The following is a 16,405-nucleotide window of genomic DNA, read 5'->3' as shown; positions in this document are numbered from 1 at the left end:
AAAATGAAAAAATATACGGTATTAGTAGCGTGCGGAGCGGGAATTGCAACATCAACAGTGGTGTGTGAACGAGTAGAAAATTTATTAAAAGACAACGGCATTAACGCAGAAGTTGTGCAGTGTAAAATTGCCGAAGTAGCTTCTCGCCAAGAAGGAGCGGATTTAATTGTATCGACAACGATTTTACCCACAACGTACAGCATTCCAGCATTAAGCGCAACCTCCTATATCACAGGGATTGGCATGGAAGCACTAGATCAAAAAATTCTGACGCATTTACAAGCATAGGTACCACGCGTTGCCTCCATTTTAGGAAATGACAAAAGAAAAATGAGGGATGGATATGGATAAACTTCTATCAGGTGTGCAAGCAGTATTAAATCTAGGACCTACAGTTATTTTACCAATTGCCATTTTTATCTTAGGCCTGTTATTTAAAACAGGAGCAAAAAAAGCGTTTAAATCCGGAATTACAATAGGAATTGGTTTTGTCGGCATCAACTTAGTTATTGATTTACTTGTAAAAAACTTAGGACCAGCAGCACAAGCAATGGTTGAACGATTTGGATTAAATCTAACTGTTATCGATACAGGATGGCCTTCTGCCGCTGCAATATCATGGGCATCTCCCGTTGCAGCTATACTAATTCCTGTTTGCTTGTTTGTAAATATTATTTTACTTTTGTTAAAACTGACTAAAACGCTTGATATTGATATTTGGAACTATTGGCACTTTATCGCTGCTGGTGCAACAGGATACGTTGTCACAGGAAGCTGGTGGTTTGCAATACTGTGTACCGTTCTGTATGAAATTGCTGTTTTATTTGTAGCAGATAAGACAGCGCCAATGGTTCAAAAATTTTACGGGTTAGAAGGAATTTCTCTTCCTACGGGCTCTACAGCTGCGTTTGGACCAATTGGTATTTTGGTAGGTATGGGTGTATCAAGGATTCCAGGGATTAAAAGGTTGAACGCAGATCCCGAATCTATTCAAAAACGGTTTGGTATTTTCGGTGAACCAATGATGATGGGTTTAATCTTAGGGTGTGTAATCGGTATATTAGCAGGATATGACCTTGGTAAAGTTTTTCAAGTAGGTATTTCAATGGGAGCGGTTATGCTTTTGATGCCTAGAATGGTTAAAATCTTAATGGAAGGACTTATTCCAATTTCTGAAGCAGCTCGTTCTTTTCTTCAAAAACGATATGGTGATCGTGAAATATATATTGGATTAGATGCCGCTCTTGCAGTAGGACATCCATCCGTTATGGCTACAGCACTGTTACTTGTCCCCATTACATTACTTTTAGCTGTCATTCTGCCTGGGAATAAAGTGTTGCCGTTTGGGGATTTGGCTACCATTCCTTTCTATGTAGCTTTTGTTGTGGGCTCATTAAGAGGGAATATTATACACTCTCTTATTTCGGGCACTGTTATGGTAGCGCTATCACTTTATATGGCAACGAATTTTGCAGATGTGCATACGCAAATGTTATCAGGAGCTCAGTTTTCTATGCCGGAAGGTGCAACACAAATTTCAAGTTTAGACATGGGAGGAAACTTATTTAACTGGCTTATTCTTAAATTCTCTCAGCTGTGGGCTTCTATTTTTTAAAATAGGCATAAACAGGAGGTAAGGCAATGAAAGCGGCTGTGCTACATGAAAAAAATAAAATTATTTATCAAGATATTGGGATTGATTCCTGCCGAGCGAATGAAGTCAAAATAAAAGTAATGGCAGCAGGAATATGCGGATCGGATACACACAAAATGACAAGCAGATGGAAGTATCCGCTGCCTGCCATTATGGGACATGAATTTGCTGGGTATATCGTTGAAAAAGGGGGAAAAGTAGTAGATTTGAACGTTGGAGACAGAGTAGCTGCTATTCCGTTTAAACCGTGCAGCGCATGTGAATATTGCCAAAAAGGGCAGTATTCACTATGCGAAAACTACGGAATGATTGGCGCGCAATCATTTGGCGGATTTGCTCAGTATGTCAATATTCCAGCTTCAAATGTTATCCAAGTAGGAGAGATGGACTTTGAAGAAGCAGCTATGATAGAACCTTTAGCAGTAGCGCTTCATGGAGTACTTAATATTCATCCGCAAATAGGAGACACTGCAGCGGTCTTTGGAGCAGGAGTCATTGGCATGCTGACGATTCAATGGTTGAAAATTGCGGGTGTAAAAGAAATCATCGCCATCGACATTTCTAGTGAAAAGCTTGCAGAAGCGAGGGCCATGGGTTGTGAAAAAGTGATTCATGCCCGTTATGAAAATGTCCTTGAAAAAATTAATGATTATACAAAAGGAAGAGGGGTGGATCTTGCACTCGAATGTGCAGGTTCCCCTGTCACTCAAGAGCAGTGCCTGCTCGTTACTCGTAAAAAAGGGAAGGTTGGATATTTAGGTATTGCTTATTCAGATGTGTGTTTATCTGAAGCAGCATTTGAGAGTATTTTTAGAAAAGAGCTTACATTGCAAGGTTTTTGGAACTCTTATTCTGCACCGTTTCCCGGGAAAGAGTGGAAAACAAGCGTTGACTTTATTTTAAATAGAAAGATTAGATTAAAAGAATTAATTTCTCATCGATTCAAGTTAGAAGACACGCAAAAAGCATTTAATATGATTATTAATCGAGAAGAAGCTTATGGAAAAGTGTTAATAATTCCAAATAAGGAGTGAAAAAAATGAAGGCAGTCATAAAGGTAGAGCCAGGCTACGATAAGATGCTGTTAAAAACAATCCCTGAATTAGAAGTTCAGAAAAACCAAGTGAAGATTAAAGTAGCGTATACCGGAATATGCGGTACGGATATTCACACGTTTACAGGTCAATACAAAAATTCCCAGACGCCGGTTGTGCTTGGGCATGAGTTTTCCGGTATAGTCGTTGAAGTAGGGGAAGCTGTAACAAAAGTAAAAGTTGGCGATAAAGTAACGAGTGAAACAACATTTGTGACGTGCGGAGAGTGTGATTATTGCTTAGAAAAAGACTATAATCTGTGCGCTCATCGAAAAGGAATAGGCACACAAATAAACGGCAGCTTTGCTGAATATGTTATTTCACGTGAGGAAAGTGTCCATGTGCTACCAGATGCAGTCGACCTAAAAGCAGCTGCTTTAACTGAGCCTCTAGCTTGCTGCGTTCATGCAGCTTTAGAAAAAACAGTTGTTAAAAAAGAAGATAAAGTATTAATTTTTGGTCCAGGTCCCATTGGTTTACTGCAAGCGCAAGTTGTAAAAGCACAAGGAGCGTTTGTTATATTAGCAGGTATAACAAAAGATCAGAAGCGTTTAGAGTTAGCTAAGTCTTTAGGAATCGACGTAACTGTAGATATCCAAAATGAAAGCTTAGAAGAAATTGTGCTAACCTATACAAAGGGATACGGTGTTGACAAGTTATTTGAGTGTTCAGGTGCTGTCCAGGCGTTAAACCAAGGGTTGCCTCTGGTTAAGAAAAAAGGAACGTTTGTACAAGTAGGGATTTTCTCCGAAAAATTAAACCTTTTAGATCAAGAATCTATCATTCAAAGGGAAATTACATATATTGGAACGCGTTCTCAGAAACCAAGTTCTTGGCATATTGCTTTGAAACTTCTTGAAGAAAAGAAAATTAATACAGAGAAAATGATCACTAAAATTGTACCTCTTGATTATTGGCGTCAAGGATTCGAAGCCGTTCTATCAGGTAATGAAATAAAAGTGCTTGTTCAGTCGTAGAAACGAACTATATAAATAATGTAAATCAGGGAGGGAGGAAGTGTGAAAGATACCCAAATGGAAGCAGGTTTATATTGTAACAGTTGCAAAGAAGAGCTTCCTCACCACGTTTATTATATTAACGGCAAAATTGTACGCGTAGAGTGTCAAGAATGTAGGCGTACAATGGTATTTAAAGTTGATGTTTTGAAAGAGTTCTATAAAGAGGTCTACAAGCGTGTCTTTACTAAACCTAACCGAGTATCAAAAGAATATAAAAAAGATATAAATAGATTTTTAACTGGAATTCCGATAAGGTTAGTGAGCAAGCCTTATCGTCTAATGAAAGATTTTAATGAATCCATGCATACTATTCACCGTTACAAAAAACGAACTGCTAGAAAATAAAGGGCGGGTTGCCTGTTGTTATAGCTGGTGCATCAATGCGTTTTTTCTAGCTACATAAAAAAGCTGCTTTCTATACATTAGATGTATAGAAAGCAGCTTTTTTACGTGACAGTTTCAAACTTCAGGGTGTGAGGTGGGATAGTTTTTGTTTACCCGTCTATATCTAAATAAAACAATCTAAATGATAATGAAGTAGAAATTATTTATTCCGTTTGTTTATAAATTGTTTAAATATAAGATGAAGCAGTTTAGCTTTGGAAAATAAGGGAAGAAGCATACTAACTTGCCTGTGTATATTTAGAAAAGGAGGGATAAAGATGTCGTTAGCTCATTTTGATGATATTTCAGAAATTTGCTATGCATGTGAAAAACAGCCTCTTGGGAAAAGACAAAAACGCATTGGCGTATGGACGGAAAAAGAAATGAGAAAGCCTGTTGAAGAGAGAGTAGAAAATCAGAAGGTGGTCGCACTTTCTCGTTAATGTAAAAAAGCCTTTAGCTCATCTAAAGGCTTTTTTACGTATTGGCGTTTGGACATGTGTGAAGGATCATAGAAGCAATCGTTATAAATCTTCTAGTCTTTGAACTTTTTTGCCTTCTATTTTATGCTGTTCCATCGTTTCTTTTAACTCTTTGTTCGCCGTTGTCATCGTTGTTTCATTTGTTACGCCCATAAATGACCAGCCGTGAGATTCAAGCCAGTACTTGAATTCCCGCAAAAACTCTTCCTGCGTTCCTCCCGTATGATAAAAAGCTCCTTGAATTGTAATAGCCGGTTTCTCCGTGTTATACGTCACATACATTTTATTTGCACACATCCAAATAGACCTCCTTTATTAATAAACAAACGTAAATTGACAAAGAAGCGCTGAACCATTCCTCAATAGTTACACTATTTCTCTATTTAACTGCTGTTTTCCTTTTTATCTCTGCGATTAATCATAATTAAATCAAGTTTTTTACAGAAAGAGGAATGTAAGTAAACAGATAAAAAGCTCGTTTCGCAATGAAATCGTCATATTTCTACATATTCTTTAAGGGTCATGTAAAAGTTGTAACATAATGAATGGCACTGTAAGAAACTTAATCCAATTAGAACAAATGTTACTGTTTTTTTTAATGAAAAGGCGAATCTATGTGCTAAGGTAATAACAGGTTCAAATTTTAGGAGGTAGTTTTTGTGAGTAAAAAACGTGTAAAAAAATGGGCAGTTGCTTCTGCAGCGTCTGTAGCATTTCTAGCAAGTCAAGGAACAGCATCAGCAGCAGCTTCGCACAAAGTCGTAAAAGGAGATACCTTGTGGGGGCTTGGCCAACAAAATGGGGTTACGGTAGATGAGCTGAAAGGTGCTAATAACCGCCAAAACGACATGATTTACGTTGGAGAAACATTAACGATTCCTGACCAGGGACAAGCACAACCTGCCGCTAGTCCGGCAACATCTGTACATACAGTAGCACAAGGCGAAACGTTATATCATATTGCAACACAAAACGGCATGACTGTGGATCAGTTAAAAGCTGTTAACGGTTTACAAAGTGATATCATTACCATCGGACAAACATTAAAACTTCAAGGAGAAGCACCGGCGCCGGCACCAACTGCTCCGTCTACATCGGTTTCTGCACAAGATCAAGATTTACTAGCTAGATTAGTAGAGGCAGAAGCAAAAGGTGAGCCGTACCAAGGAAAAGTAGCGGTAGCAATTGTGGTATTAAACCGTGTAGCTTCACCGGAATTCCCAAATAACATTCACGACGTTATTTATCAGCAGCTAGGAAACGGCGTATATCAATTTTCACCAGTAGCAAACGGAGCAATTAATCAGCCTGCATCAGAAGAATCAAAACGAGCGGTAAGCGAAGCATTATCAAACCCGCATGAAAACGATGCGCTGTTTTTCTATAATCCGAAAATCGCTGAAAGCCAATGGGTTGCAACGCAGCAAGTAACGGCAGTTATTGGAAACCATGTATTTGCAAAATAAGTAGATTTCTCTCAAATATAAACATATATTTCATATATATGTAATGTTGATGCAAAGAGTCTGCTACAGAAGTATCTTGGTTAAAGTAAAATCCAAACTATTAATATTAATAGTTTGGATTTTTAAGTCTAATTGAACCTTAAAATACCTTAACAGATCCATCTGTTAAGGTATTTTTTTGCTTAAATTTTGAGAAAACCATTGATTATTTAGAGAATAATGATATGATAAAGAAAGTCAATTGATAATGATAATCATTTACATATGATGAAGGAGGAGATAACTAGACTTATAGAGGGAAGAAAGGAGTAAGGAAAGTTGAAGTTTTATCAGTTAATTCTTGTGTTTGCTGTACTATCGATTTTGTCTCTTTTTGTAGGAGTACAAGATCTGTCAGCGATGGATCTGTTTCATTTAACAAAAGAAGAAAGCCAAACGCTGTTTTTTAGTCGTTTTCCTAGGCTTTTGAGTATTATTATGGCGGGAATGAGCCTTAGTATTTGCGGATTAATTATGCAGCAAATTACGCGAAATAAGTTTGTATCTCCAACAACGGCAGGAACGATGGACTGGGCAAGGCTTGGTGTGTTGATTTCTCTACTAGTATTTGCTTCAGCAAGTCCTCTATTAAAAATGAGCATTGCTTTCATTTTCTCACTGGCGGGCAATCTATTGTTTATGAAAATACTAGACAGAATTAAATTTAACGATACGATTTATATTCCACTAGTCGGTTTAATGCTCGGTAGTATCGTAAGTTCCTTAGCTACCTTCATTGCCTATAAATACGATTTGATTCAAAACCTTTCTTCATGGCTGCAAGGCGACTTTTCGCTAGTAGTCAAAGGGAGATATGAACTTTTATACCTTAGTATACCGCTCTTAATAATTGCTTATCTTTACGCAGATAAGTTCACGGTTGCTGGTATGGGAGAAAGCTTTTCAATCAATTTAGGCGTGAAATACAAACAAATCGTAAACATTGGATTAGTCATTGTTTCGCTTATTACTTCGATTACGATTTTGACCGTTGGCATGCTGCCTTTCTTAGGATTAATCATCCCAAATATCGTATCGATTTACCGTGGAGATCATTTGCGCAAAAGCCTGCCTCATACAGCGCTGCTTGGAGCTGTGTTCGTACTTGCGTGCGATATTTTAGGCAGAGTCATTATTTTCCCTTATGAAATCTCTATTGGGTTAATGGTAGGTGTAATAGGAAGTGCGATCTTTCTTTTTATGCTGATAAGGAGAGGTCGTTATGCATAACAAACATAAAATTATCATTCTCGCCGCGCTGGCCATTTTATCAGTGGCGCTGTTTATCAGCTACGATTTAGGCTACTGGCAGTACACGCTGCCGCGAAGAATTGAAAAAGTCGCTGCGATTGTTTTAACTGGAGGAGCCATTGCGTTTTCATCCGTTATCTTTCAAACGATTACCAATAATCGAATTCTAACTCCTAGTATTCTAGGACTAGATTCACTGTATTTATTTCTGCAAACGTTTATTGTGTACATCTTTGGCTCAACGAATATTATCATCATGAACAAAAATCTTAATTTTCTTCTTTGCGTTTCGCTGATGATTATCTTTTCGGTCTTGCTTTATATACTGATGTTCAAAAAAGCCGGTAAGAATATTTTCTTTATTTTACTGGTTGGAATTGTGTTCGGCACGTTATTTAAAAGCATGTCTTCATTTATGGAAATGCTGATTGATCCCAATGAATTTCAAGTTGTACAAGATAAATCATTTGCAAGCTTTAACAATGTTAATACTGATTTGCTATACATAGCAGCCGTCATATTTATCCTGCTTGGCATTTACGTGTGGCGCTTTACATCCATTTTTGATGTACTGTCGCTAGGAAGAGAACATGCGGTAAATTTAGGGATTGATTATGACGGGCTCGTCAAAAAAATGCTGATTGTGATTGCCATTTTTGTCTCAGTGGCTACAGCGTTAGTTGGACCGATCACCTTTCTTGGACTGCTTGTTGTGAACCTTGCGAGAGAGCTGTTCAAAACGTACAAGCACACCTATTTAATGATGGGATCACTGCTGCTTAGTGTTATAGCCCTCGTCGGAGGAGAGTTTATCGTTGAAAAAGTGTTCACCTTCAGCACCACGCTGAGCGTCATCATTGACTTTGTCGGCGGAATTTACTTTATTTATTTGCTGCTAAAGGAGAATAAATCATGGTAGAAGTAACAAATGTCAGTAAAACATACGGAGAAAAAACCGTTTTAGAAAAAACATCCGTCGTGATTCCAAAAGGGAAAATCACGTCATTTATCGGCCCAAACGGAGCGGGGAAAAGTACGCTGCTTTCAATTATGAGCCGTCTCATTAAAGCCGACTCAGGATCAATATCAATAGAAGGAAAAAATATAGAGAATATTGACAGCTCAGATTTAGCCAAAAAAATGAGTATTTTAAAACAGTCCAATCAGCTGAATATCAGGCTTAGCGTACGTGAACTCGTAAATTTTGGCCGGTTCCCTTATTCAAAAGGCCGGTTAACAAAAAGCGATGAACAAGCGGTTGATCAGGCGCTGAGTTACATGAAGCTTGAAAGTATTCAAGATAAATACTTGGATGAACTGAGCGGGGGACAGTGTCAGCGAGCTTTTATCGCTATGGTCATCGCACAGGACACGGAGTATATCTTCTTAGATGAACCGCTCAATAACTTAGATATGAAGCATTCTGTTGAAATTATGAAGCTGTTGAAACGTCTCGTAGAAGACTTAGGCAAAACCATTGTGATTGTCATTCACGATATTAATTTTGCGTCTGTCTATTCGGATTACATCGTGGCGCTTAAAAACGGTGAAGTGATCCGTGAAGGCCCAACAGAAACCATCATTCAAACGTCTGTATTAAAGGATATATACGATATGGATATTCCAATCGAAACGGTTGGCGGACAGCGTATTTGCGTGTATTTTTCATAAAATTTATTCATGAGGTGACGAAAGTGAAAAAAGTGTTATTAATGTTTGTAGCAGTCTTAACTGCGATTGTTGTAGCTGCTTGCGGTAATCAAGGAGCAAAAGAAACAACAGGTGGAGAAAGTAAGCAAAAAGAGACAGTAACAGTAACCGATCAGTTCAATAAAGACGGAATTAAAATTGAGAAAAACCCTAAAAAAGTTGTAGTATTCAGCATGGGTGCACTTGATACGCTAGATAAACTAGGGGTTGAAGTAGCGGGCTTACCAAAACAAGCGATTCCTGAGTATTTATCAAAATATCAAGATGATAAGTACGCAAATGTAGGTGGATTAAAAGAACCTGATTTTGAAAAAATTGCAGAGCTAAATCCAGACTTAATTATTATTCAAGGCCGCCAAGCAGATTCATTTGATGAATTCTCAAAAATTGCGCCGACGATTTATATCGATACGGACAACCAGCACTATATGAAGTCATTTAAAGAAAATACAAAAGTACTAGGACAAATTTTTGATAAAGAAGATCAAGCGAAAAAAGAGCTAGCAGCGATCGATAAGCAAATTGCAGATTTGAAAAAACAAGCGGACAAACTAGATAAAAAAGCGCTTGTAATGATGGCAAATGATAGCAAAATGACAGCGTTTGGTCCGGGTTCTAAATACGGATTAATCCACGACGTATTCGGTATTAAAGCAGCGGACGACAGTTTAGATCCATCGGCTAAGCACGGTCAAAGCATTGCATATGAATATTTAGTCAAACAAAATCCAGACTACTTATTCGTCGTTGACCGCGGCGCAGCAATTGGTGAAAAATCATCTGCTAAACAAATTGTTGAAAATGAATATGTAAAAGAAGTCAACGCAGTGAAAAACAATCACGTTGTGTACCTTGATCCAGGCCTTTGGTATTTATCTGGAGGAGGCCTTGAATCAATGACAGGCATGATTAAGGAAATTAAAGCAGGTATAGAGAAGTAATAGAGAAAAAGAGCTGGTTTTAACCAGCTCTTTTTTTTGTACATTCAAAGTATTCATTGTTCCGTATAAGGAATGTAAAAAGACTGCTACGAGCAGTTTTTTTGCTTATAACAAAGGGTTTTATACGCGTGTTTCAATTCAGTTGTCTTTTAACTACCGAGAATAAAAAGACCGCATATGGAAACAGTAGTTATGTGCACATGTTAGAAAGATGGCACCACGGAATATGTTAGGAAGAAAAGCAACAGGTACTGTAAGTGAAAAATCCTATAGCGGACAAAAATCTACATAAGTTAGTTCAAAAACAAGCAATGTCAATAAAAGGAGTGTTTGATATGTATTATTACAAAGAAGGATTAATCAATGGCATTAAACCGGATAAGCCCGATCCTGCGGCCGCGAAGGTACTGCAAGAAGCCTTAGGCGGGCAGTTTGGTGAAATGCGGACGATGATGCAATATTTCTTTCAAAGCTCTAACTTCAGAGGAAAAGAAACGCAGTATCGCGATTTAATGAAAGGTGTTTTTTTAGAAGAAATTGCTCACGTAGAACTCGTTCAAAATACTATTAATGCATTGTTAGATGAATCTGGCGGAGCCGGGGTAGGAAGTCAAGGTTCAGATCAGGCTCCTCTTGATGAAGCCGTAAAACATGCTAATCCTCATCACTATATCATGGGCGCTCAAAGCTCACTGCCAGTAGATGCGGGCGGAAATCCATGGAACGGCTCGTGGGTTTATAATCACGGAAATCTAGTGGCTGATTTACTGAATAACGTTGTATTAGAATCAACCGGTGTTTTACAAAAAACAAGAATATACGAAATGAGTTCTAACCAAACGTTAAGAGAAACGCTAGGTTTCTTAATTGTTCGAGATAATGCTCATCAAAATGCGTTTGCAAAAGCTCTTGAAACATTAGGCGTGGACTGGGGAAAACTATTCCCTGTACCAAATTATGATATTAACAAATACCCTGAATGCAGAAAATTTGTCGAGATGGGGTATCATAACACGCAATTTGATTTTAGGTTAGATCCGCACCGAATGGGAGAAATATTCCAAGGGCAGACGCCAAGCAGAAATGGCGGAGACTTGAGCGTAACACCTCCACCGGAAGCTTTTCCAGTCCCTCATTTATCTGAAATGCCAAATGAGCATGCTCCAGGTTTAGGAGATATGAACGCATAAAAGTATGTGAATCGACTTTAATTAAACAAAGCTAAAATAAAAAACATTGACTGGGAGCTAGTAGTCAATGTTATTTTATTTGCTTTAGCGAAATTCTTTCATTTGTCTAGCGCAAAGCACATCTCGCCATTCCTGTAAGCGCATGATAAAGGGCTTTTTTACATCTGTTTGTGAATTTATTTGTTTTTTACAAGAAGAAAAGGGAATACTTTCTTTAATCGCTTGTGATAGAAAGCTAATAAGGGGTATGCTGCTATGAGTAACCAAAAAGATGAATTTTTATTTAAACGAGAGCTCTATCGCTTAGTACAAGAATACAAACGCTGTAAAGTTGAAGAAATTAGACGGGCAATTAAAAAGGATATTCTTCTTTTGAAGAAGGTTATAAATAACTAAAATAGATAAACACCGGCAAAAAAGCTCATGTTAGTTAATAAATGAGCTTTTTTTGCTGCTTTAAACTTGTTCAAACGAATTAGTATGTCTATAAATAGTCTCAGGAAGATTATGGACCATGTTAAACAGAGCTAACGCAGTTGTTTCTGGTTCCTCATAACGATAAATGATATCGTTTTCAATGTCGCAGATTTGAAAACTGTTTAATTGTTTTGAATAACTTAGTGTAAACCTATTGGCAAGAGTATGAGTAATGTCGCTATCTCTATAATTTACTAAATTTGCTATCATGTGCTTAATTTCAGTTAGGTTCATCCACCAAGTCACCCTTTCATGTTATTGAAGTTATCATACCATGTACAGGTAGTTTGAATGCTTTTTTTTACAATTTGTAACAACAATTTTCAAAATGAAACATAAAGGTAATAAAAAGTTAAAACGAGCAGCTTAACGCAAGCTGAACATTTCCTATGAGGGGGTAGGTTTTTCTTTGCAGTAGGTCAACTCCAACTTTTTATCTGCGATTTCTTTTAGCCCAATACGAATCATACTAAATACTAAAATCCATAATATAACCGTTAAAATTGTATGTCCAGCGGGCAAAATACCTAGTATAGGTGAGTCCCAAAGAGCGTGCATAAAAACGACAAGCAAAAATACACCGAGAAATTTTGGTTTTATCAACATGCTCCACTGAAATTTCTTATCTCCTTGGACGATGCAGACGGCAGCTCCAGTCAAGGCAGCCCAAGCTACATGTCCTCCAGGAGCAAAAATACTGCGCCAAAGTATTGTAGAATAAAGCATGTGAAAGCTGCCGGAAAGAAGTGCCCGTAAAGCATAGCCAGCGGTTTCAAAAGCAGCAAAACCAGCTCCTATTGCAGCTCCCAAGAGGAGTCCGTTAAGGATATATCTATATTTAAGATTGCGCACAAAATAAATAACCGCGATAACTTTAGCCAGTTCCTCGCATATTCCAATCACGATCACGTTTGTGTTATTTCCAAGAATATCATAAAACACAAGTGCTAATAAAAGTGAGAGGATTCCGCCAATAAAAACGACATAAACAATTTTGTAAATAGCAATATTCTGCGGAGCGTTCATTTCCCAAAAGAAAATGAGCGTAGTAAATGGCACTGCAAAAGCACCGACTACAATAAGACCGGGTATGAAGTTGATGTTTTCGAACAAGCTTACGCCTAGATATAGCCCTAAGTATGCGATAAGCGCAATAAGAAAGACCCTTGCAAAAAGCCAAGGCTTTGGCCATGTATTTACAACTTCTTCTATTTTAGGAGTCGTAAGTCCTGTTCCTACAATAAAAAGCCGTTCAGCTTCCATTTCACTGTGCTGTCGGAAGACTCGAGAGAATATATTTCGAAATTTAGGTTCAACCGAACGTTCATTTCTTGGTATTTTATCAACACGATGGGCAAACAAGTAGAATATGCTGTAGTTTTCATCACGGTCCACGATTTCATGGCCGCAATTTAAGCAGAATTTTACCCCTTCCGGATTAGAATAAGCGCAATGGGGGCATTTCATTTATCTTCCTCCTTTTTCTAGATACAAATCGTTTGACGCTTGTCTTATGACATCTTCTACATATATTATGTGAACTGATGAAAAAAGCATAAGAGGGGTTGATAGGTAATTTGCTTAAATAATGGAATGGTATGTATATAAAAGACAGAAGCTATTGCTAAAAGAGACCTCATGAAACCAAAAAAAGGCTGCGTCATAAGCCGAACATTCGACTTACAGCACAACCTTTTATATGATTGAAAATGTGGATTTAAGCCTGTTTTCTTTACAATGCTTCTACGCAATAAAAAAGCTTCCTGAAATAAAAACGATGACACCAATGACCATCATTAATATTTCGCGGTCTTTTTTTCCTGTTTTTTTATTAGCAGGAAGCAGCGATTTTGAAAGAGGCTTGGCAAAAATTATGACAAGCATGCAAACAGCAGCAAAGATGCCAAGCGCCACCTGAAAATTACCTTCAATAAAGACGCATGCCATTAAAAGTACAAGACTTATTTTTAGAAAAATTTTTGATAGGTTCACTATCAACACTCCTTTAGAACACTTAATACGAAAGACTTAGTGATTTTTTTATGTGCCTGTTGTTTTCTACGGCTTGAAGGAGAAAATGAGCGACGTCAGAACGGCTGATGTTGCGTCCGTTTTCTGGTACGCTAGCTTCTCCTATACGATAATACGTAGTTAATGGACCGCTCGTTAACCCCATTGGCCGAGCAACAGTCCAGTCGAGCCCGCTTACCTTCAAGAGCTTCACGGCTTCGTAATGATCGCGAAGCACATTTTTTAAAATACGCTGAGCAAGCCAGCCCGTCATGCCTGGAATTTCTCCGTCGATTCCGGCAGAAGCCGTGTAGGCGATACGCTGAATTCCGTTTTCGTTCATACATTGAATCAGCAGATTTGTCGTTTCTACTAAAAGGGTAGAATGCCCTAGATTTTCGGTCCCAAGACAAGAAATTACTGCATCACACCCTCGCATGGCCTGACACACTTCATAATAATCAAGCACGTCGCCTTGTATGATGTGTACGTTCGCATGCGTTATCTTAAGCTTAGATGGATTTCTCACAAATGCTTTTACATAATGTCCGTTTTTAATCGCTTGCTTTATTAATTCCTGTCCGGTCCTGCCGCTTGCGCCAATCAAAAAAATGTTCATACGATCAACCCTTTCGTTTCAATGTAGGTAGTAAAAACGAAATTTTCTTTTACCATAACACATTTTTCTCGATTTAGCTTGTCAAAACATAAAAGCTGCTTACGAGATTCATCAAAGTAAGAGGTATCCTCTGTTCTTTTTTAAAACTTATGTCATAGACTGTCTAGAAAACAAAGAAATGTACGAACGGTTTATAAAGGTGTTTAATGCTATAGAAGCGAAAGGGTATTATAGGAATAAGGGACGAACAGAAGGGGCGATGCACTATGAAAAAATCGGTAAGCCGAGCACGTGTTATCATAGTACTAATAGGTTTTCCGCTCATCTTTCTCATTATGGCACTTGTGACGGGTGAGTGGCGATATATGACTTGGACCATTCCGCCGGCACTGATGTCATGTTGGACGGCACTCTTTGTATTAAGGAAGCAAGAAGAAAGATAACAGGAAATTTGAACTATTGCATCGAATTTATAGAAAAAGTATAAAATGATAGAAAGCTATAGTAAGAAAATTTAATGAAGGACGGTGTGAAGATGAACGGACAACAGTTATTGTATGGGTTGCTTACGTCTAAAGGCGATATCCTAAGAGCTGCTTATGTGTTATGTGACCACCGCATTTATACGGAAATGTCAGCACAGTATCAGCAAACGGAGCATACGGATTTTCAAGCGTCATTGGTAGAAGAAATGAAATTGCTTGAAAAACAGCCTGAAGTAGACATGCATCTGCATATTTTGCTTGAAATGGCGAAGTTTTTTGAACTTCCTGTTTCCCATGCTACAACAAATGGCGAGCTGTACGAGTTAAGTGATAACATTGGAAATTTGCTTGTATCTAAATACAATGAGCTGTTTTCAATTGCACGCTGTCATACGCTAGAAGACGTAATGCGCCATCAAATCCGACTGTTCTTTCATCTAATTGATTCGCAATACATGATTGCTACAAATCGTCAGCAAGCTGTGTTTCAGCAGCAGCTGATGAATTGGATTGAACAGCTGCCCCCCATGTATCAGGAAAGAATGATTGATGCATTAGGAGAATATCAGCAGGAAGCGCTTGTGAAACTGCTGCAAAAAAAAGGGACAATCGAGCTATACAAACAGCTTCCTCCGCACGCATACCCTGCTGTTTCAGGCCTTATGGCAACCGTAATGAGTATCTTTATTCCCGTTAATTACCCGCCAGCACTGCTATTTAGTATGAATGCGCCGCTGTTTTTAATGGCGAGCTTTGAAAGTCATGAAATTATTGCAAAACGCAAAGAAGCTGGAACTTTTTTACCGCTGTTATTAGTAGTTGTTCAGCTGATGTGGACGTACAAGCTTGAGCATCAGGATGAGCTGTTGAATTATCAGTCTCTGCTGATCAAGTGGTCATCTGTACACACAGGGTATCAAGATTACATGAAAAAGAAAGAGCAGTCACTGTTTGACCGTGAACGGTTAGACAGCTTTATTTATAAAACAGAGCAGTATGTTAAGCAGCTCCGCGCTACGGAGAAAAAGACGGTGAAGCAAATTGAAACGCTCAAAACAGCCATCCGCCATCAGCTTGATGAAATGGAGCTCACATCGTTAAACGGAGGGCTTGTGCTTCAAAAAATGATTGAAGAGCATGAATCATTAAAACAAGATGTAGAAGAACTGCAGCGCAAGCTTTCGATTAAAGGTGACTTCTTCTCTAAAGTAAGGCTGACGTTCCGTTCTGCAGAACGGGCCGTCAAAAGCAAAGTGAAAGAGGTAGAGCGTAAAAAAGTGCTTATGCAAATGACGGACTTTATTTTAGCAAATCGCTTGCCCGTATGCGTGGATATTCAAAATGAAATTTATGATTATCAAGACGAGCTGACGACGACTATTTTTCAAATTAATCAGCAGGTCGAGCTGCTTGAAGAAACAAAACAAAGCCGCCAGCTAGCCGATGCAAAAGTACGCCGCTATGATCAAGAAATAAAGCGATTTGAACGGAACTACTATGGCTTAAAAGAAGGAACCGTTGAAGAAATGGCACAGTGAAACTGGGACAAACATATTTTATCCGAACGAGTTTGGTTCTCCATCA

At 38.3% G+C, this 16,405-nt stretch carries 18 protein-coding genes; 14 read left to right on the top strand and 4 right to left on the bottom strand.

Annotated features, from left to right (window positions below):
• The first annotated feature begins 3 nt into the window (after positions 1-3).
• The 6 genes from ACFX4N_RS10580 to ACFX4N_RS10555 all read left to right on the top strand — a co-directional run bounded on the left by ACFX4N_RS10580 (position 4) and on the right by ACFX4N_RS10555 (position 4,594).
• On the top strand, positions 4-288 hold the full coding sequence (locus ACFX4N_RS10580; protein ID WP_013057899.1) for a PTS sugar transporter subunit IIB: 285 nt from the start codon (positions 4-6) through the stop codon (positions 286-288).
• A gap of 55 nt (positions 289-343) precedes the next feature.
• Positions 344-1,615 (top strand): PTS galactitol transporter subunit IIC, encoded by a 1,272-nt coding sequence (locus ACFX4N_RS10575; RefSeq protein WP_013057898.1) that lies wholly within the window; start codon positions 344-346, stop codon positions 1,613-1,615.
• 26 nt (positions 1,616-1,641) lie between these two features.
• Positions 1,642-2,688, top strand: a complete 1,047-nt coding sequence (locus tag ACFX4N_RS10570) for a galactitol-1-phosphate 5-dehydrogenase (RefSeq protein WP_013057897.1) — start codon at positions 1,642-1,644, stop codon at positions 2,686-2,688.
• Between the two features lie 5 nt (positions 2,689-2,693).
• Complete coding sequence (locus ACFX4N_RS10565) at positions 2,694-3,725, top strand: zinc-binding dehydrogenase (RefSeq protein ID WP_098803625.1); 1,032 nt, start codon at positions 2,694-2,696, stop codon at positions 3,723-3,725.
• Positions 3,726-3,767: 42 nt separating this feature from the next.
• Positions 3,768-4,112 carry a hypothetical protein gene (locus ACFX4N_RS10560; protein ID WP_013057895.1) on the top strand — a complete coding sequence of 115 codons (345 nt, stop codon included), beginning with the start codon at positions 3,768-3,770 and terminating at the stop codon, positions 4,110-4,112.
• Positions 4,113-4,429: 317 nt separating this feature from the next.
• Complete coding sequence (locus tag ACFX4N_RS10555) at positions 4,430-4,594, top strand: hypothetical protein (RefSeq protein WP_013057894.1); 165 nt, start codon at positions 4,430-4,432, stop codon at positions 4,592-4,594.
• Between the two features lie 81 nt (positions 4,595-4,675).
• Here ACFX4N_RS10555 and ACFX4N_RS10550 read toward each other — a convergent pair whose 3' ends face one another.
• Positions 4,676-4,930: a hypothetical protein gene (locus ACFX4N_RS10550; protein ID WP_013057893.1), complete on the bottom strand. Its 255-nt coding sequence runs from the start codon at positions 4,928-4,930 to the stop codon at positions 4,676-4,678.
• 362 nt (positions 4,931-5,292) lie between these two features.
• Here ACFX4N_RS10550 and ACFX4N_RS10545 point away from each other — a divergent pair, with 362 nt between their 5' ends.
• The 7 genes from ACFX4N_RS10545 to ACFX4N_RS10515 all read left to right on the top strand — a co-directional run bounded on the left by ACFX4N_RS10545 (position 5,293) and on the right by ACFX4N_RS10515 (position 11,626).
• Positions 5,293-6,099, top strand: a complete 807-nt coding sequence (locus ACFX4N_RS10545) for a cell wall hydrolase (protein ID WP_063672061.1) — start codon at positions 5,293-5,295, stop codon at positions 6,097-6,099.
• Between the two features lie 318 nt (positions 6,100-6,417).
• On the top strand, positions 6,418-7,368 hold the full coding sequence (locus tag ACFX4N_RS10540; RefSeq protein ID WP_057244399.1) for an ABC transporter permease: 951 nt from the start codon (positions 6,418-6,420) through the stop codon (positions 7,366-7,368).
• Positions 7,361-8,308: an iron chelate uptake ABC transporter family permease subunit gene (locus ACFX4N_RS10535; RefSeq protein WP_192100286.1), complete on the top strand. Its 948-nt coding sequence runs from the start codon at positions 7,361-7,363 to the stop codon at positions 8,306-8,308. The genes ACFX4N_RS10540 and ACFX4N_RS10535 overlap by 8 nt, the downstream gene beginning before the upstream one ends.
• The gene (locus tag ACFX4N_RS10530) at positions 8,302-9,060 is read left to right on the top strand and encodes an iron ABC transporter ATP-binding protein (RefSeq protein ID WP_013057889.1); all 759 of its coding nucleotides are present in this window, start codon (positions 8,302-8,304) and stop codon (positions 9,058-9,060) included. Before ACFX4N_RS10535 ends, ACFX4N_RS10530 begins: the two co-directional genes overlap by 7 nt.
• Before the next feature lie 23 nt (positions 9,061-9,083).
• Positions 9,084-10,040, top strand: a complete 957-nt coding sequence (locus ACFX4N_RS10525) for a siderophore ABC transporter substrate-binding protein (protein WP_029322847.1) — start codon at positions 9,084-9,086, stop codon at positions 10,038-10,040.
• A gap of 335 nt (positions 10,041-10,375) precedes the next feature.
• Positions 10,376-11,230, top strand: coding sequence for a manganese catalase family protein (locus ACFX4N_RS10520; protein WP_013057886.1), 855 nt, complete (start codon positions 10,376-10,378; stop codon positions 11,228-11,230).
• Positions 11,231-11,485: 255 nt separating this feature from the next.
• On the top strand, positions 11,486-11,626 hold the full coding sequence (locus ACFX4N_RS10515; protein WP_013057884.1) for a hypothetical protein: 141 nt from the start codon (positions 11,486-11,488) through the stop codon (positions 11,624-11,626).
• 468 nt (positions 11,627-12,094) lie between these two features.
• Here the strand turns inward: ACFX4N_RS10515 and ACFX4N_RS10510 are convergent, their stop codons facing one another.
• The 3 genes from ACFX4N_RS10510 to ACFX4N_RS10500 all read right to left on the bottom strand — a co-directional run bounded on the left by ACFX4N_RS10510 (position 12,095) and on the right by ACFX4N_RS10500 (position 14,336).
• Positions 12,095-13,174: a PrsW family intramembrane metalloprotease gene (locus tag ACFX4N_RS10510; RefSeq protein WP_013057883.1), complete on the bottom strand. Its 1,080-nt coding sequence runs from the start codon at positions 13,172-13,174 to the stop codon at positions 12,095-12,097.
• Between the two features lie 276 nt (positions 13,175-13,450).
• Entirely contained in the window at positions 13,451-13,699 is a 249-nt protein-coding gene (locus tag ACFX4N_RS10505) for a hypothetical protein (RefSeq protein ID WP_029322842.1), read from the bottom strand.
• Positions 13,700-13,721: 22 nt separating this feature from the next.
• Entirely contained in the window at positions 13,722-14,336 is a 615-nt protein-coding gene (locus tag ACFX4N_RS10500; RefSeq protein WP_013057881.1) for an NAD(P)-dependent oxidoreductase, read from the bottom strand.
• A gap of 535 nt (positions 14,337-14,871) precedes the next feature.
• Here ACFX4N_RS10500 and ACFX4N_RS10495 point away from each other — a divergent pair.
• Positions 14,872-16,359, top strand: a complete 1,488-nt coding sequence (locus ACFX4N_RS10495) for a hypothetical protein (protein WP_013057880.1) — start codon at positions 14,872-14,874, stop codon at positions 16,357-16,359.
• Positions 16,360-16,405 lie beyond the last annotated feature (46 nt).

The sequence above is a fragment of the Priestia sp. YIM B13551 genome (assembly GCF_042787905.1).
Taxonomy (GTDB): domain Bacteria; phylum Bacillota; class Bacilli; order Bacillales; family Bacillaceae_H; genus Priestia.
Note: the sequence above shows the minus strand (reverse complement) of the source record. Positions and strands in the feature narration are given on the sequence as shown.

Bases quoted from the DNA above. Each gene is read 5' to 3' on its own strand.
- ACFX4N_RS10580 (WP_013057899.1), top strand. From the start codon at position 4: ATGAAAAAATATACGGTATTAGTAGCGTGCGGAGCGGGAATTGCAACA.
- ACFX4N_RS10575 (WP_013057898.1), top strand. From the start codon at position 344: ATGGATAAACTTCTATCAGGTGTGCAAGCAGTATTAAATCTAGGACCT.
- ACFX4N_RS10520 (WP_013057886.1), top strand. From the start codon at position 10,376: ATGTATTATTACAAAGAAGGATTAATCAATGGCATTAAACCGGATAAG.
- ACFX4N_RS10500 (WP_013057881.1), bottom strand. From the start codon at position 14,336: ATGAACATTTTTTTGATTGGCGCAAGCGGCAGGACCGGACAGGAATTA.
- ACFX4N_RS10530 (WP_013057889.1), top strand. From the start codon at position 8,302: ATGGTAGAAGTAACAAATGTCAGTAAAACATACGGAGAAAAAACCGTT.
- ACFX4N_RS10550 (WP_013057893.1), bottom strand. From the start codon at position 4,930: ATGTGTGCAAATAAAATGTATGTGACGTATAACACGGAGAAACCGGCT.
- ACFX4N_RS10515 (WP_013057884.1), top strand. From the start codon at position 11,486: ATGAGTAACCAAAAAGATGAATTTTTATTTAAACGAGAGCTCTATCGC.
- ACFX4N_RS10570 (WP_013057897.1), top strand. From the start codon at position 1,642: ATGAAAGCGGCTGTGCTACATGAAAAAAATAAAATTATTTATCAAGAT.
- ACFX4N_RS10565 (WP_098803625.1), top strand. From the start codon at position 2,694: ATGAAGGCAGTCATAAAGGTAGAGCCAGGCTACGATAAGATGCTGTTA.
- ACFX4N_RS10510 (WP_013057883.1), bottom strand. From the start codon at position 13,174: ATGAAATGCCCCCATTGCGCTTATTCTAATCCGGAAGGGGTAAAATTC.
- ACFX4N_RS10535 (WP_192100286.1), top strand. From the start codon at position 7,361: ATGCATAACAAACATAAAATTATCATTCTCGCCGCGCTGGCCATTTTA.
- ACFX4N_RS10495 (WP_013057880.1), top strand. From the start codon at position 14,872: ATGAACGGACAACAGTTATTGTATGGGTTGCTTACGTCTAAAGGCGAT.
- ACFX4N_RS10555 (WP_013057894.1), top strand. From the start codon at position 4,430: ATGTCGTTAGCTCATTTTGATGATATTTCAGAAATTTGCTATGCATGT.